Origin of the sequence: Alkalibacterium subtropicum (genome assembly GCF_900112455.1) — a bacterium.
Taxonomy (GTDB): domain Bacteria; phylum Bacillota; class Bacilli; order Lactobacillales; family Carnobacteriaceae_A; genus Alkalibacterium; species Alkalibacterium subtropicum.
Window position 1 is genome coordinate 1 of sequence record NZ_FOLT01000022.1, and the last position, 16628, is coordinate 16628.

15 protein-coding genes, 6 tRNA genes and 1 pseudogene are annotated in these 16628 nt (G+C 43.0%); 2 read left to right on the forward strand and 20 right to left on the reverse strand.

Features of this window, described 5'->3' with window-relative positions; all coding sequences use genetic code 11:
* Positions 1-58: 58 nt before the first annotated feature.
* From BM049_RS11270 to BM049_RS11305, 8 genes and pseudogenes are all read right to left on the reverse strand, one after another.
* Positions 59-129 (reverse strand) — tRNA-Trp (locus tag BM049_RS11270).
* A 6-nt stretch (positions 130-135) separates the two neighbouring features.
* Positions 136-216: transfer RNA gene (locus BM049_RS11275), tRNA-Tyr, on the reverse strand.
* A 16-nt stretch (positions 217-232) separates the two neighbouring features.
* Positions 233-305, reverse strand: a tRNA-Phe gene (locus BM049_RS11280).
* Between the two features lie 15 nt (positions 306-320).
* Positions 321-392: transfer RNA gene (locus tag BM049_RS11285), tRNA-Glu, on the reverse strand.
* Between the two features lie 17 nt (positions 393-409).
* Positions 410-497 (reverse strand) — tRNA-Ser (locus BM049_RS11290).
* Between the two features lie 9 nt (positions 498-506).
* Positions 507-579, reverse strand: a tRNA-Asn gene (locus tag BM049_RS11295).
* Between the two features lie 159 nt (positions 580-738).
* The gene (locus BM049_RS11300) at positions 739-1635 is read right to left on the reverse strand and encodes a diacylglycerol/lipid kinase family protein (protein WP_091531789.1); all 897 of its coding nucleotides are present in this window, start codon (positions 1633-1635) and stop codon (positions 739-741) included.
* 200 nt (positions 1636-1835) lie between these two features.
* Positions 1836-2269 (reverse strand): annotated as a pseudogene (locus BM049_RS11305) (Fur family transcriptional regulator).
* Between the two features lie 190 nt (positions 2270-2459).
* Between BM049_RS11305 and BM049_RS11310 the strand changes: the two are divergent.
* Positions 2460-3548 (forward strand): FUSC family protein, encoded by a 1089-nt coding sequence (locus tag BM049_RS11310; protein ID WP_091531791.1) that lies wholly within the window; start codon positions 2460-2462, stop codon positions 3546-3548.
* Positions 3549-3597: 49 nt separating this feature from the next.
* Here BM049_RS11310 and BM049_RS11315 read toward each other — a convergent pair whose 3' ends face one another.
* The 6 genes from BM049_RS11315 to BM049_RS11340 all read right to left on the reverse strand — a co-directional run bounded on the left by BM049_RS11315 (position 3598) and on the right by BM049_RS11340 (position 8634).
* Positions 3598-4452, reverse strand: coding sequence for an SGNH/GDSL hydrolase family protein (locus tag BM049_RS11315; RefSeq protein WP_091531794.1), 855 nt, complete (start codon positions 4450-4452; stop codon positions 3598-3600).
* A gap of 98 nt (positions 4453-4550) precedes the next feature.
* Complete coding sequence (gene ntdP / locus BM049_RS11320) at positions 4551-5087, reverse strand: nucleoside tri-diphosphate phosphatase (RefSeq protein ID WP_091489276.1); 537 nt, start codon at positions 5085-5087, stop codon at positions 4551-4553.
* A 120-nt stretch (positions 5088-5207) separates the two neighbouring features.
* Positions 5208-6335, reverse strand: coding sequence for an A/G-specific adenine glycosylase (gene mutY / locus BM049_RS11325; RefSeq protein WP_091531821.1), 1128 nt, complete (start codon positions 6333-6335; stop codon positions 5208-5210).
* A 35-nt stretch (positions 6336-6370) separates the two neighbouring features.
* Positions 6371-7324, reverse strand: a complete 954-nt coding sequence (gene recX, locus BM049_RS11330) for a recombination regulator RecX (protein WP_143079491.1) — start codon at positions 7322-7324, stop codon at positions 6371-6373.
* Positions 7325-7432: 108 nt separating this feature from the next.
* Positions 7433-7732, reverse strand: a complete 300-nt coding sequence (locus BM049_RS11335) for a hypothetical protein (protein WP_091531798.1) — start codon at positions 7730-7732, stop codon at positions 7433-7435.
* Between the two features lie 38 nt (positions 7733-7770).
* On the reverse strand, positions 7771-8634 hold the full coding sequence (locus tag BM049_RS11340; RefSeq protein ID WP_091531799.1) for a general stress protein: 864 nt from the start codon (positions 8632-8634) through the stop codon (positions 7771-7773).
* Positions 8635-8975: 341 nt separating this feature from the next.
* Between BM049_RS11340 and BM049_RS11345 the strand changes: the two genes are divergently transcribed.
* Positions 8976-9743, forward strand: a complete 768-nt coding sequence (locus tag BM049_RS11345) for a helix-turn-helix transcriptional regulator (protein WP_091531802.1) — start codon at positions 8976-8978, stop codon at positions 9741-9743.
* 516 nt (positions 9744-10259) lie between these two features.
* Here BM049_RS11345 and BM049_RS11355 read toward each other — a convergent pair.
* From BM049_RS11355 to BM049_RS11930, 6 genes are all read right to left on the reverse strand, one after another.
* Positions 10260-11204: a tocopherol cyclase family protein gene (locus BM049_RS11355; protein ID WP_091531807.1), complete on the reverse strand. Its 945-nt coding sequence runs from the start codon at positions 11202-11204 to the stop codon at positions 10260-10262.
* Positions 11197-11874 (reverse strand): NAD(P)H-hydrate epimerase, encoded by a 678-nt coding sequence (locus BM049_RS11360; protein WP_091531810.1) that lies wholly within the window; start codon positions 11872-11874, stop codon positions 11197-11199. Before BM049_RS11360 ends, BM049_RS11355 begins: the two co-directional genes overlap by 8 nt.
* A 79-nt stretch (positions 11875-11953) precedes the next feature.
* On the reverse strand, positions 11954-12853 hold the full coding sequence (locus BM049_RS11365; protein ID WP_091531812.1) for a deoxyribonuclease IV: 900 nt from the start codon (positions 12851-12853) through the stop codon (positions 11954-11956).
* Positions 12853-14637, reverse strand: a complete 1785-nt coding sequence (gene aspS, locus BM049_RS11370) for an aspartate--tRNA ligase (protein WP_091531815.1) — start codon at positions 14635-14637, stop codon at positions 12853-12855. Before aspS ends, BM049_RS11365 begins: the two co-directional genes overlap by 1 nt.
* A gap of 1 nt (position 14638) precedes the next feature.
* Positions 14639-15946, reverse strand: coding sequence for a histidine--tRNA ligase (gene hisS, locus BM049_RS11375; RefSeq protein WP_091531816.1), 1308 nt, complete (start codon positions 15944-15946; stop codon positions 14639-14641).
* Positions 15947-16400: 454 nt separating this feature from the next.
* The coding region (locus BM049_RS11930; protein ID WP_091531819.1) for a hypothetical protein at positions 16401-16628 on the reverse strand (228 nt) is incomplete at its 5' end.

Consider the following 16628-nt stretch of genomic DNA (forward strand, 5'->3'; position numbering starts at 1 on the left):
TTTCCAATAAATAGTATAGCACAAATAACTAAAGTATTCATTATCCAATTTATTGAAACAGGGGTAGTAGGAATCGAACCCACATCGATGGTTTTGGAGACCATAGTTTTACCATTAAACTATACCCCTAACTAATGGAGGGAGTAGGATTTGAACCTACGAACCCGAAGGAACGGATTTACAGTCCGCTGCGTTTGGCCACTTCGCTATCCCTCCAGCATATTAAATTGAATGGCGCAGGACAGAGTCGAACTGCCGACACACGGAGCTTCAATCCGTTGCTCTACCAACTGAGCTACTGCGCCAATTAAATCATGTCATGACCCCTACGGGATTCGAACCCGTGTTACCGCCGTGAAAGGGCGGTGTCTTAACCGCTTGACCAAGGGGCCGATATAAAAATAAAAAACGGAGAATGAGGGATTCGAACCCTCGATACGGAAAAACCGTATACACGCTTTCCAGGCGTGCTCCTTCAGCCACTCGGACAATTCTCCAGATTGAAACTCCGCAAGCAGGGCTCGAACCTGCGACATCATGATTAACAGTCATGCGCTCTACCAGCTGAGCTATTGCGGATAAATATTTTCTTCAGCAACTGTTATATCGTAACACGGTTACAATGATGTGTCAATCTATTCAGTGATTTTATTTCGATTTTTTTATTAATTTCACTGATCCGCCTTTTTCATTACCCTGTGAGTCAATAAGTCTGCCGAGCTGATTTTCTCCTTTCTTTTAAGCCGGTACAAGAAAAGTGAAATACTGCGGGAGAACTTCTATAATGACCGGAAAAGCGGGTCCCTGATCACCATCTACTGTAGTGAACGCTTCTTTATTTTTCACAGTGCACACAGCTCGCTTGAAAGAAACAGTAAAGGCAGCGTCCTGCATGTCATTGAATTCTTTATTGCTGAAAAACAGAGCCTGAAGGACAGTCAATTTCTGCCCCAAGGTTGAACGTTTCAGTCCAAAAAGATAAAGCTTACCGTCGTCGATCTTTGCTTCATCGAAAAAGTTAGGAATACCTGCGATAGAACCGTTCACGCCGGCAAGTATCAGATTCAAATCGATGTCGACTTTCTTCCCATCTATAGTCAGTTCCATATCATACGTTTCTTCACTTCTCAGAGATTTTACACCCTCCATGAAGTAAGCAGCCTGACCTAATTTTTCTTTCTGTTCTTCACTGACCTCCCAAACCGTTTCCGGAACGGGTCCGGCTGATACAGAACTGAGAAATATGCGGTCATTGACTCTTCCCGCATCTGCTTTTTTTTCTTTAAACTGGCTCATCTGTGCAATCGTTTGTTCTGGATCGGCAGGCAGGTTCAGGCCCTTGGCAATGTTGTTGACTGTTCCGGAAGGGACGATCCCGATAACAGGCCGGTATTTCTGGTTACGCAATCCGTTTGCGGCTTCAGATACGGTCCCATCCCCGCCAATTATGATCAGATGCTGATAGGCTTCTTCGCTGGCCTGGACGGCAAATCTGGAGACATCTTCGATTTTCTCCGTTATCTTTATGACGGCTTTGCGGTCATGTCTTAAAAAGTTTTGTTTCAGTTTATCAGCATATTCTTCGGCTTTCTTTTTCCCAGAAGAAGGATTTGCGATAATCATAACATCATTCATTCTATTTTCCCCTTCCAACTGATTAGTAGCACCTTCATTGTACTACAGTCATCAGCTGAAAAAAAATATTATTATACTATCCCTTCCTACGTTTCAAATGAAGTGGCGCGCTAAAATCTAAAACAAGCTTTTAAACCTGGATAGACATCCCGTTCAAAAGCTTGTTTTCATATTCTTTTTCCCATTGGAAACCCGTCTTGTTATTCACTGACTTCTTCCTGACATTCAGGACATAAACCGTAAATTTCCAGACGATGTGAATTGACATCATACCCCGTCAAGTTGCTGGCGACGACTTCGACATCATCCAGTCCGGATAATAAATATCTTCGATTTTGCCGCATCGCGTACAGATGGCATGGTAATGTTCAGTCGAGGCAAAATCAAACCGACTGGAATTGTCGCCAAACATCATTTCTTTCACTAGACCCATTTTGGTAAATAAACGCAGATTATTGTATACTGTTGCGACACTCATGCTTGGAAAATCTTCTTCTAATGCCTTATATATTTCATCGGCTGTGGGATGACTATCCTGGTCGATCAAATACTCCAAAATCGCATGGCGCTGAGGGGTGATGCGCACATTGTTATATTTTAACCGTTCAATGGATTGTTCAACTAAATAACTCATCTCTATCAATCCTTCACTAGTTTACTTGTATACTCAAATGATACAGTTTAAAGACAACTTTTGCAAGAATATGTCTACTTTCAACACATATTTGTTAAGATAGCAAGTTTCTCATTTAATGAATTCAACGAGCCATTTGTAGTATAATATAAACAATAATAACGAATCAGGAAAGTTGTGACTTTAGTTTATGAAAATCGGAGCAAGAACGTTTAAAACAAGTATCGCTGTGTTTTTTGCTTTATTGATCCCGTCGCTATTCGGTATGTTTGATGCCTTGTCTCTGGCTGGGATATCTGTGGTGGCTTCCATGCAGCCGTCGGTAAAAAGATCTTTCAGCACATTTCAGGAGCGGCTGGTTGCAAACACTATCGGCGGCGTTGTTGCTGTCATTATGGCGCTTGGGTTTGGAACGTCTTTCATTGTCATCAGTCTGGCCACCGCCATACTTATTTCACTCCTTCATCAGCTGAAGCTCAATAATGTGATCGGGTTATCGGCCATGACATTGATCATCATCATGCTCTCGACAGACGGTGATATCCTTACAAATGCTGTTTATCGAGTCCTGGCTACATTCATAGGAGTAGCTGTCGCCTTTATCATCAACCGAGTCATTTTACCTCCAAATTACGAAGAAAAACTGTTTCACACAACCAACCAGGTGACCGACGACCTGACTCGGTTCATGCGTGTAAACTTAAGGAAAAACAGTCAGTATTCTCTGATGCGTTCCGATCTGGAATCCATAGAACAGTCGATCAAAGAAATGAAACGGCTGCTCAGTTTTCTGAAAGACGGGGAATGGCACCCTCTCGGCAAGAAAAGAGATCAGTCATTCAAGCGCACCCTTGTTATTTATCGCCAGTTCATCCGTACAACAGAGGCCGCCTATTTTCTTGTCCTGACTCTTCATGAATCCGAACATGTTTATAATCATTTTCCAGAGCACCTGCGTATCCTCATAAGAGAAAGACTGGAAACCCTCATGTCGGCTCACGAACAGATCATCTTGAAATGGAATGGCCGGGTGCTCCCAAAAGAAGTCAATTTCATTGCGTATAAGTCGGATCTAAGAAAGACCTTCATGCATTCTTTTTTCAATGAAGCCAGCCTGGAATCTTATCTTCAAAATGACTACGGACAAAGCAACACGGTGATTCATCTGATGTCTTCCGTTCTGGAGTACGAGGAACAGCTCCAGCACTTGAACAAGCTCGTCAGCAGTTTTAAAACCAATCACCCAGACAACCAGTCCAAGATCCGTTCCCTACATTAACAAAGAGCAGGAGACACACACGTAGACGCGTCTCCTGCTCTTTGTTTTTTTACATTTCTTCGCTGAATAACTTATCTAATAAGGAGATCACCTGCTGGTTACCTGCCTCGTTCAACTCAGCTGATTCATCAAAATAATAATCGAGTGAACCCTCTGTGGATTTGGCAGTGAACTCTGCATGCAGTGGGATCAGAGGCACACCATACGCTTCACTCACCGTCTGCATCCGACCTAAATAGCTTCTATAGTCAAGAGAACGTGAATTCAGCTGACTGATCTGCTCAGGTACTGGATAGGGTTCGAGCATGAACAGCTTCATGTCCTCTAACGTTAAAAGGCGATCAAGGACATAGCCCATAAACTCTTCGGTTTCTGTCAATCCCATGTCTCTCTGCTGGTCAGGCAAGGCAGGCAAGGCATAGAGGATGACATCGGGGGCTTCATCGAGCACTGCTTGAGGGGTCTGTTCTATGTATAATTCATATGAATCATATCCTGGATAACTATGATCGATAACCGAAACCGTTCCACTGACCGAGTCTTGTATCCTATCAGTAACTTCATTTATCCAAGCTTCCTCTGTATCTATATCCCCATAATAGGCCAGGGTCACCTTTCCGTTTTTTAAGGACATAAAATCTAAGTACTCATAAAGTGACAAATTCGCACTGTTTGTTTCATAATGTGTCAGTAACTCATTCGGATTGTTTTCTGCAGATATATTCTCTCCGTCTGCAGGCGCCATCCCTGCTGTATTTTCCTCTGTTTCATCATCATGTTGAGAAACCGTCACCTGTTTTTCAGCCAGCTCCTCACTCTGGGCTAAAGCGTAACGTCGACCGAAAAAGACAGTGCCAAGAACTGCGGTGAAAAGTAATGGCATCATCATTATACTTTTTTTCAAACTGCTTAGTCCTCTCTATATAATTTAGCTGCTTTTTAAAATACTAGACAAGGAAAACAGCAGCAGACTCTGAAGTCTTGCTACTGTTGTCATCACAATCATTTTTTTCCCGTCAGCTGTTTGTAACGGTTGTACCACAAGTCGACATACCCTTCAGAAAAGGGCCCCTTCTCTTCATTTATCCAATCGACCAATATTTTGATATGTTCTTTCAGGATCAAGTCTATCTCATCCGGATAGTCCCATTTTTTGCCGTGTTCCTCATACTCATCGACATCCAATAAGCGTTTTTCTCCATCAGGAAAGACTTTCACATCCAGATCATAATCAATATACTTGGCCCCTTCTTCGTCGATCAAAAAGGGAGAAGCCATGTTACAGTAGTACGACGTACCTTTCTGGCGGATCATCGTCACGATATTGAACCAGTAGTGTTTATGAAAATAAACGAGTGCCGGTTCGCGTGTTTTCCACCGTCTGCCGTCTGACTCGATGACCAGGGTATGATCATTACAGCCGATCAGTGCGTTTTCAGTTGTTTTTAACACCATTGTGTCACGCCAAGTTCGATGCAGACTCCCATCATGTTTGTAACTTTTGATTGTGATGAATTCCCCTTCTTTTGGAAATGTCATCTCTTTACCAACTTTCTAGTCTTTTTTACATGGTGCAGCTTGTTCCTTCAATCTCATGTGTCATTATATCATAAACGATGGATGATATTATAATGAATAGGAATTTAGAAGCACTATTTCCTAAAAAAGCGTCAAAGTGTCGATCAGATCATTGACTTTCTGTGTTGGCACTGGAAACATTTCCTCATCGAACCGGTCGGCATGGATCCATTTTAATTGTGATGACCGTGTATCCTCTTCAAGCAGTTCCGCTTCAAAGACGATCAGTTCCCATTTAAGATGCGAAAAGACATGCGATAAAATACCTTTAGGCTGATCGTTCAGTTTCACTTTCAAATCATATGACTTGCTTATGATCAGTTCCAGTTCCTGGCTGACACGACTATCGCAGACGTCATCCTGACTGAATGATTTCCACCCTTCTTCATTCAGATCCTCACGATCGATCATCAAAGGGGTATACATACCGGCCAGTACCCCTTTGTTGGGGCGCTTCTTATAAAGATATTCGCCGAGATCATTCTTTACCATAACTGTGTAATAGGTCTGCTCCGTCACTTTGGTTTTTTTCTTTTTGACCGGATAGTTTTCCCATGTTTCATTGAGATAGGACGCGTTGAAATCTTTAACCGGACTTTTTTCCGGCGAGTAGTTCTTTGGCGTACAGATCGTGGCCCCCAAATCCATTAGGGCCTGATTAAAATCCCCCGGACGGTTTGGGTCGATCAGGCATCGGATCATTTCTTCAAACACTTTGCGCGTCGAAGCTTTGCTGATATCGAGGTCGATCTCGAACAGCCGGCTCAAGACACGCATCACATTGCCGTCAACAGCAGGCTGCGGCTGACCAAAGGCGATACTGGTGACCGCTCCGGCCGTATACGGACCGATACCTTTCAACGTCAAAACATCTTTATGTTCCTCAGGAAACTTACCTTGATGCTCCTCCATGATCTGATTCGCAGCCACCTTCATGTTCCTGACCCGCGAATAATAACCCAACCCTTCCCAAAGTTTGAGTAAGGTAGCTTCAGAAGCATTCGCCAGAGCCTCGATGGTCGGCAAGGTTTCTATGAAGCGTTCATAGTAAGGGATCACAGTGTCCACTTGTGTCTGCTGCAGCATGATTTCAGATACCCAGATACAGTAAGGGTCACTTGTCCTGCGCCAAGGTAGATCTCTTTTGTTTTCATCATACCACTGCAGTAACGTCGCCCGGAAATCACTGACTTTTTCTTCGGACCACATCGTTATCTTGTTTTTTTCCAATAAATCTTTCTGTTTCAATACTCTCCCTCTTTTTCTGATAAAAATTGTTCGATCAAGTCAAACGGGTACCCTTTTGAATACAGGAAGGTCTTGGTCTTGCGTCTTGCACCATATTTATCTTCCTTGCGGGCGTAACGCTTATACGCCTTTTCCCCCTGCTTGACTAAGGCCTCGTATTCATCCTCTTCAGGCTGTTCCAGAGACATTTCGTCCAGCACCTGAGCAATGATATCTCTGTCAAAACCTTTCGTCATCAACTGCTCTCTGATTTTCTGTTCGATTTCACGGTTCGATTTGTTCCGTTGTCTCTTCAGTGTTTTTTCTGTCAGTTTTTTTGCATTCTCCAGCTGATCGTCATCCGAATACTCTTCCAGACCATAAGCGATCTCATCGGGAGACAAGCCTTTTGCATAAAGTGACCGTTCGATTTTTTTCGGCCCTTCTGTTTTCAGCTGATAGTTGGTACGTACAAAACTCTTCGCATATTCCTTGTCATCGATCAGTCGGTGTTCTCTCAAACGTTCGATGACTGCATCGATTTCTGAATAGTCTTTTTTTGCAAGATATTCCCGGATTTCTTTTTCTGTGCGCATTTTGAAATTAAGATAATGGAGCGCAGCCTGATAAGCTTTGCTCATTTCTCCTTTTTTCTTCAACTCTTCGATCATTTCCTGATCAAGTTCTTTTCCTTTGATCAGCCGGTACTTGACAAGGATAGAATCATCCACAGCAAAAGCATAGGAATCGTTGATGTAGATATTGAAACGGTTTTTAGCCTTCTGAGCCTGCACCTTGGTGATGACAAACTCTGCAGCCGGTTCTTCCGACTGATCTTTTTTCAGATTTTTTACATCTTCCAGTGTGATATTCTTTTTATCGCCTGGCTTTTTTTCTTTTATACTCGGACCTAATTCAATTAAATTCGGAAGGGACGATTCATTGTTTTCTGATCCTGTTTCTCGATTCATGACCTGCACCTCTATTCTCTCTTTTCTAAGTATACCATTTACAAGGGGGATAAATCATGCTTCCATACACAAAAAAGTGCCTAAACATCGCTTAGGCACTTTAAATGTCTATTTATCTGTTTGGTCTTCTTCAAGATTTTCTTCATCCGGGTTGAGTGATGCTTCGACTTCATTCCCCGGCGTTTCCCCTTTCGCTCTTTGAGCTGCCACCTCAGATTCATCCAGTTTATTTCTTACAGGTCTGTCTTTACCATACCCCATTGCAGCATTTGGATTCGGCGTACTGTTCGGTGCACTTGTATTCGGCAGACTATAATCAGGCGCAGCCACATTATCTGCGGATTTTATTTTTTCTGCATCTCTTTTTGATTTAAAGTTCTTTCTATTTGGTTCTTTATCTTTCTTCATGCCATCCTCACCTTTCCAGATCCTATTCAATCAGTCGATTATTTATTGTCTTCCCATGATTTTTTACCTTGTTCTTCCAGCTCCTCTGAATAGTTAGCTTCAGCTTCGGGTGCTTCGGTGTTCTCATGGGGTTCTTTCATATCTCTATTATCTGTGTTCAGCGGACTTTTCACTTCCGGTCGAACAACACCTTCAGCTACCTTGTTGCCGTAGCCATGTTCTGTCTCCTCTTTTTCAACGGTGTCTTCCTGTCCGGTCAGATCCGGTTCTTCTGTGGATCCTTTTCCCTGTGTCGCTTCATGTTCACCCTTATTATTGTTATCACTTTTAGACTCTTTCCGCATATCATTAGCCTGACTGGGATCGACTGAATCCTCAACTTTTTTGTTTTCGGATGTTTCTACTCCATTCGTGTTTTTGGTTTTGATTGCTTCTGGCTCTTCTGAATTCACTTCATCTATTGGTGCGTCTTTTTTTTCAGTCATAATATCTTCTCTCTCCCCGTTTTCGATAATGTCTTCATTGACTTCTGACAGTTCACTTTCTTTCGGGGCGTCGGTATCTGCAAGAAGAACGATTTCGCCTGCTTTCAATGCTTCCGCATAATGATCCGCCCGGTCATGAGGAACACCATATTCTTCAAGTGTCGCACTGCTTCCTTCACTGTCATATGTGCCAAAGGAGAAGGCTTCTTTAACTTTTTCCCAGATGCTTTCTTCTTCTACTTCCACTTTATTTATTTTTACATTTTTTATGGATTCGATTCTTTCATCGTACTGATTGTTTTTATCCATGACAAGCATCAGTTCAGTTGGTGAATAACCTTCTTCATTGAGGAGTTTTTCTACCTGCGACACCGCTGCCTCCTCATTCTTAAATGTCCCTAAAATATGGCGATCCATACCTTCACCCTTCCTATATATATTGTCATATTTTGTTCACTTATCTACCTTTAATGGTATCATTACACATCCGGCATGTAAAAGAAAACGCTTAGTGAAAAGATCTGTTAAACTTGCCGGAGAGAACCGCATAAAAACACAATCATCGACTGTGTTTTGACAGATAGTGCCGGTATCCTGGTAATTGTTATAAATAATTGATTGATACATTGATAAAAGAGGTATAAAATAGAGTATGAAGGAATTATTTTTGATTTGTAGTGTTTTTTTTCACATTTTTTATGGTATATTTAACATAATAAGTGTTATCTAATTTAGATGGTTAGGAAGGATCATGCAATATGACTAAACAAGAGGAGAAAGAAAAATTAAAACAAGAACGGTTAAATAAATTAAAAGAACTGACTAATGAATCTATGGATTATCGTTATCTCATGCAGGATCAGCTGGCCGAGGCTATTAGTTCTGGAAACCAGGATAAATTAGAAGAAACACTGAAACTGATAGATATAGACCGTGTATTTAGGTATTTGGACAAAGACAGTGATTGCGACCGTCTGGAGGCTTTTAAAAACCATCTGATGACAGTCAATACCTACACACGCATAGCAGCTAAAAACGGTGGCGTATTGCCCTTGTATCTTCATTTGATCTTTGAACGATTTTCTATGATCATAAAAGACACTTACTCTCTGGATTATCTGGTCGAGCATGTCTATTTTGAGATATTCCGAGAATATTGTCATGCAGTGGTTTATTTTTCTACGTCCAATTACTCATCAGTTATGAAAGAAATCGTTACATATATAACTGACAACCTTACCAGTGAATTGACTTTGACCAATATCGCTTCTATCTATGGCATGCACCCTGTACATTTAGCACGCAAATTCAAACAGGAAACCGGCAATACCTTTATCGGTTATGTCAACCAGCAGCGCATCTATCTGGCAAAATATTATTTCCATCTCGGAGAACATCAGTTGAGCGAAGTAGCTAACCTCGCCGGCTTCAACAGTCATTCTTATTTCACTAAAGTATTTAAAAAGATGACAGGTAAAACGCCGACAAAATATCTCAAGGAAATTCCAGTCAGTGAAAAAGTCTAAGCACATGTGGCATCTTTGCACATTACGGTTTTAACACATATACTTAAGGGACTGGAAAAAAGAGCTCCCGCTAAAAAAAACACTGAAGGCCGTCGGATCAAGATGGCCTTCAGTGTTTTTGGTCTTTCTGCCGAGTTTGTTTGATACCATAAATCATTTAAACTTGATGAGCGCATTTAACGCTTTATATATCCGCGGAGTAGTGCCTGCGCTCATGTACCGACACAGCTGAATACAGTAGTGACTACTGAATATTTTCATCTTGATGAGCGGCGCGTACACCCCCTTTTTTCTGCCAAGATGTTCGTTAAATTTTGGCGGGTGGTCATTAGAGAGGTCGTGCAGTGCACCCCTCATGACCAGTAGCGTTTCAGTATAGAGCTTAAAAATAAATGGGTCAATAGTCTGTTGCAGTACGAACCTGCAGAACAATTAAACAGCAACATCACCAAACCAAGGATCCTATCTCCTCGATCGGGTGGTGTTTTGCTTCTTTAACGCTTATTTTCCAGGCCTTTAATTGTCCCAGTTTACTGCTTCTGCCGCCCCGTTTTTCGAAGTCAGGTATACAGGCTGTTTATTTTTTTCCTGGAAAGTGACCCTGATCTCTGCTTTCATTGTTTCTTTTATCGGGTAATCCATCCCCTCACTCATAGGGGCAATAAGTTCGTGACTGTGCTGTAAACTGACTTTTACCTTTAAGCTCTTGCTGTAATCTTTCAAATACACCGTGTATCCTTCCAGATTTTCATCCATTGTGACTTTGCATAGGGTCCCTTGATATGAAGCAAAACGATGCTCTTTTATGCCGTCATGAAAAACAGCGATCGCACCTGTCAGATCGAATACATTAAAGTCGATATCAGCCACGGCTAAAGACAACGCGCTTTCTTCGTCTTCAATGAAGCTGTTCGATTGCGCCCAAATATATCTGTCGGGGAAAGTCGAGCCCCGATCCTTTTCCATGTATCCGGTCCCTTTATCCAGTGTTATTTTCTCCCCATTAACAGTGACCGTCCCTCTTACCTCATGCCGCATACTTACGATATCGTGGGAGCACGGAACTCGGATATACTCTAAAGGTCCCATGATACTCGGTGAAAAGAGACTCTGTCTCAGAGGCAGAAAATCTCCAAAATTCAAATCAATAAGCAAGTCATTCTCTTCATCCTTCAGATGTGCTTTGACCCCTTTTTCACTTAAGACAAATAAGGGCATCAGAACGGAATAAGGTTCACTCACGATCGTAAATTCTTCTACGGGATAGGTTATCTTCCCGCTCACTGATTTCCCCTTATAATAGAGGTTATACTGGACAAAACACTCTTTTTCTGAAAATAATGCCATGCCGGGGATCAGAGCTAAGCTGAAGTCCTGCTCAGCATCTGTAGTCTTAACGTACCACCCTTCAAAATAAGGTGCCTGGGCATTTACTCCTTTAAAATCAAATCGGTTAGTCATTCGTCAGCTCCTCCTTTATTAGGCCTTTTAGCAGGGACCTCTCAGGATAGCCGATAGCCATGACTTTCAGCTTACCGATGAACGCCTGAGCCTCTTTGACGTTGAACCCTGTTTTCATAAACCCTATCGTCAGGGTGCTATCCGCTATCACAGCTGTGCCCATCGCCTTTCCTGTATCCGCAGATATTCCAGACGGCACATCCACTGCAACGACATATCCATGAGATCGATTAATTTTATCTATTGCCGTTTTATGGGGTTCTTCGACATCCCTATCCAGTCCGATCCCAAAAAGAGCATCCAGAACGACATCTTCACTGAATGACTCAGCGCCTTCTTCAAGAAAATCAATGGTTAAGCCTAGATTTTTTGCTATCCTTAACTGTTTCCTGCATTCATCTGATGCCTTGTCTACATTACCAACCAGATAGATCTTCACTGTTTTCCCCGCCTGGTGAAGCATGCGCCCAATAGCCAGACCATCGCCTCCATTGTTACCCGTTCCACACACCACAGCATAAGAAGCTGCAGATATACTCGTATGATCTAACAATTCATCAGCGATAGCTAAGGCAGCCCGTTCCATCAAGACCATCGAGGGGATGCCTATCTCATTTATCGTATAGGCATCGATCGCTTTAATGGTCTGACTTGCCAATCCTTCATTCATTTGTTCCACCTCACTTGTATTAATTGATACAAGTATAACAAAAAGGGAACCTGTTCAACGAACAGATTCCCTTTTCTCTTTAACTGTTTAAAATATCTTCCAATAAATCAGGATTGAACGTTTTAGCTTTCAGCATGGCGATTTCATGTCTGTACGGGGGTTTTTTATTTTTCTTGTCTTCACCTACAAAAGGTGTTTCAAGTATTTTTGGCAACTGAGCCAGTTTTTCATGATGAACAACATGATTGAGGGCCTCAAAGCCGATCTCGCCAAAACCGATATTCGCATGTCGGTCCTTACCTGCCCCTTGAATATTTTTAGAATCATTGACGTGGATCACTTTCAGCTTATCCAGGCCGACGATCCGGTCAAATTCTGCAAGCACGCCGTCAAAATCCTCTTTGACATTATATCCCGCATCATGGATATGACATGTATCTAACGTCACAGAAACCTTGTCTTTTAAGTCTATTTGATCAATGATCTGTGCGAGTTCTTCAAACGATCGACCGACCTCTGTTCCCTTGCCTGCCATAGTTTCCAGAGCGATCTGAAGGGTCTGATCTTCATGCAGGATCTCGTTAAGTCCCTGGGCGATTTGTGCGATAGCGGCATCCGGGCCCGCCCCGACATGAGCGCCGGGGTGCATCGTCATCTGTGTGACACCGAGTGCTTCAGCACGCTTGATTTCTTCCCGCATGAACTGGACAGCGAACCCGTAGTTCTGTTTCTTGATCGTATTCCCCAGATTGATGATATAAGGTGCATGAACGACGATATCAGAGACGTTGATCCCATGCTCTTTCATGAAAGCCTGTCCAGCATCGATATTCATATCTGCGATATCTTTTCGACGTGTATTCTGAGGAGCACCGGTGTAGATCATGAAAGTCGACGAACCATAATCGACGGCATCTTCCGCAGCACCAAGCAGCATCTTTTTACCTTTCATCGATACATGTGAACCGAGTAAAACCATTAATCTGCCTCCGTTTGTTTGTTGTCTTTTAACTCCAGACCGAGTTCCACCAGCTGATCATTTGACACCAGAGACGGTGCATCCGTCAACGGATCCATGGCTTTTCCGTTTTTCGGAAAGGCGATGACTTCACGGATGTTGTTTTCATTGGCTAAGATCATAACCAGACGGTCCAGACCGAATGCGATCCCGCCGTGTGGTGGAAAACCGTATTCCAACGCATCCAAGAGGAAGCCGAACTGACTGTAGGCTTCTTCTTTTGAGAATCCCAAAGCGGACAGCATTTCTTCCTGCAGCGCTCTCTGGTGGATACGGATAGAACCTCCGCCGATCTCATATCCGTTCAAGACGATATCGTACGCATCAGCCATGACGTTTTCCGGTTCGGCAGCGAGTTTTTCTATATCCGCTTCGACCGGTTTGGTGAACGGGTGATGAGCAGCATTATAGCGTCCCGCTTCTTCATCGTATTCAAGCAGCGGCCACTCGACGATCCAGGCAAATGCCAGCTGAGACTCATCGATCAGATTCAGTTCTTTCCCTAAGTGGACTCTTAAAGCACCTAAGGCATCATAAACTACAGTTGAATTGTCTGCGACGAACAGCAGCAGATCGCCGTCTTCAGCATCCATGGTTGCTACTAATGAGGATTGGGCCTCTTCGTCATTGAAGAACTTAGCGATCGGTCCTGAGAGTCCCTCACCAGTCATCTTCATCCACGCCAGACCCTTAGCCCCATAAATTTTTGCGATACTTTCCAGTGCATCGATGTTTTTACGTGAAAACTGCTTGGCAGCTCCCTTGACGGTCAAGCCTTTGACCATGCCGCCGTTTTCAACTACTGACGAAAAGACCTTGAATGTGGAGTTTTTCGCTACTTCATTCAGATCGACCAGTTCCATAGCGAACCGGAGATCGGGCTTGTCGCTGCCGAAACGTTCCATTGCTTCTCTATACGTCAATCGAGGGAACGGTGTTTTCAAGGTGACACCTTTGACTTCTTCCACTAAACGGACGAGCAGCTTTTCCATCGTGTTCTGAATATCTTCTTTATCTGTAAAGCTGGTCTCGATATCCACCTGGGTGAATTCCGGCTGACGGTCGCCACGCAGATCTTCATCTCTGAAACAGCGGACGATCTGATAGTAACGGTCATAACCCGAGCTCATCAGCAGCTGCTTGAACAATTGCGGAGACTGCGGCAAAGCAAAGAATTTCCCCTGATTGACGCGGGAAGGGACGAGATAGTCCCGAGCTCCTTCAGGTGTCGATTTTGTCAGATAGGGTGTTTCTATATCAAGGAACCCTTCTTCATCCAGGAAATCTCTGAACACTTTCTTGACTTGGTGGCGCAGTTTCATGTTCGCCTGCATTTTCGGTCTTCTAAGGTCCAGATAACGGTATTTCAAGCGCAGGTCATCGGATACTTCCACCGCATCTGTGATTTCAAAGGCTGGTGTCTTGGCTTCACTTAAAATTTCCACCTCTTCGGCCATGATTTCGATTTCGCCAGTCGGCAATTCTCTATTGATCTGACCCTCTTCTCTTGACACAACGGTCCCTTTTACAGCGATCACATATTCTGAACGGATTTTTTCTGCAATTTCAAGGGCTTTCTTGTTCTGATCACTATTAAAGACGACCTGCACGAGTCCTTCACGATCTCTCAAATCAATGAAAATCATGCCTCCCAAGTCACGGCGTTTCTGAACCCAACCGGCAACAGTAACCGCCTCATCTTTATATTTTGTTGTAATCTGTCCACAATATGCTGTACGTTTCATATCATTCACCCTTTTTCTTTAATTTTGTTTCTGCCTTTTTGAATGTTCCTTCAAAATCACTGTACAAGTCTCCGAGTCCGATATCCGTCTGTCTGCCGCTCTCGAGATCTTTCACTGTGACTTTATTCTGACTGACTTCCTCTTCCCCTAGGGTAAAGACATATCGTGCATTCCATTTATCAGCGGTTTTAAACTGTTTCCCCGGTTTTCTGTTCATGAATTCCCGTTCTACAGACAGGTCATTCTGACGAAGGTATTGGGTCAGTTTCGTTGCTGCTTTGTTCACGTTGTCTCCAATCGTCACAACGTAGGCATCAATGACTTGCGTCTTTGGATAGTTGTAGTCCATGAAGTCAAGAAGGATCAGGAGCCGTTCCAGACCGAAGCCAAAGCCGAATGCCGGTGTCGACGGTCCGCCGACTTCTTCGACCAGTCCATCGTAGCGGCCGCCTGCACAAATCGTTGCATTGGAACCAAATTTCGGATGCGTCGTCATGACTTCAAATATCGTATCATTGTAATAATCAAGTCCTCGGACCATGTTCTTATCAATTTCATAAGGGATTTCCAACTCATCAAGCATATCCTTCACTGCTTCAAAGTGAGCTCTGGACTCGTCATTGAGGAAATCGAGGACAGACGGCGCATCAGCGACGATGGCTTTGTCTTTTTTATCTTTGCTGTCCAGGACGCGCAGCGGATTTTTGTATAAACGTTCTTTGGAATCTTTGCTTAAGTCATCAAAATGCGGCTCAAGATAAGCGATCAGTGCTTCACGGTATTGGAGTCTTGACGCCGTATCTCCCAGCGAATTAATGACCAGCTTCAAGTCCTTGATATCGAAAGACTTGAACAAATCCATAGCCAGCGCCATTGTTTCGACATCGACAGCAGGATTCTTGCTTCCGAACACTTCGACCCCCAGCTGATTGAATTGACGCTGTCTGCCACTTTGCGGGCGTTCATACCTGAACATCGATCCCAGATAATAGAGCTTCATCGGCTTGTGATACTCCGGTGCATACAATTTATTTTCAACATATGCACGAACAACACCGGCAGTGCCTTCCGGTCTCAATGCAAGGTGGCGATCCCCTTTATCTTTAAAATCGTACATCTCCTTGGAGACGATATCACTCGTTTCACCCACACCTCTTGCGTATAAGTCAAACTGTTCAAAAAGCGGTGAGCGGATTTCTTTGAACTGATAATTGTGCAGAATGTCTCTGGCCTGCTGCTCCACGATCTGCCATTTTTCAGATTCAACAGGTAAAATATCGACGGTTCCTTTTAATTTTTTATAATTCACTCAATAAACCTCCCGTAATAATGCATTTAACTTAATATTTGTCCATAAAAAAAGACCCTTTTCTATGTCAATCATAGAAAAAGGACGTAGTTCATACGTGGTGCCACCTTAAATTCAGAAAGCTGCTGCTTTCTCTCTTAGAGTTAACGCTCACGCGTGACAGTTTTCCTGTCATTCCTACTCAGATTGTCTTTCACCAATGATGATATAAACCTTTTTCAGCCAGGAAGGTCCTCTCTTTAATGATCAGTCATCAGCTACTTCATCTAAATCCGGATGATTATTTAATTCGCTTCTTATAAGCTTACAAGAACGGACGTCTGATGTCAATACACTTCTTATTTGGGTATGTGTAAAGTTATTCTCGGAAATTTATTCTAGAAATCTGAAACACTATTTATTTTTTCTCTTCGAACTATGTTTTTAGTATCTTTTAAAAGCTTAAAATCTCTCTCTAACTAAACAATTTCTGTAATTGCCCCATTGGGCTTGAAGAGGAGCCATAATTAGCTACTCTGCCAATTTTCACACCTATTGATGGTCTGGATTTACTTTTCTTCAAGGCTGCTCTTACAGCCCCTTTGAACTCCGGCTGGAGTTCCGCTAAAAGCTCAGGTGTTTTATCTGTTAAGGCTTTGAGAAACGTTCCGTTCTTACGTGCTGAAATAATCGCCGCTATATT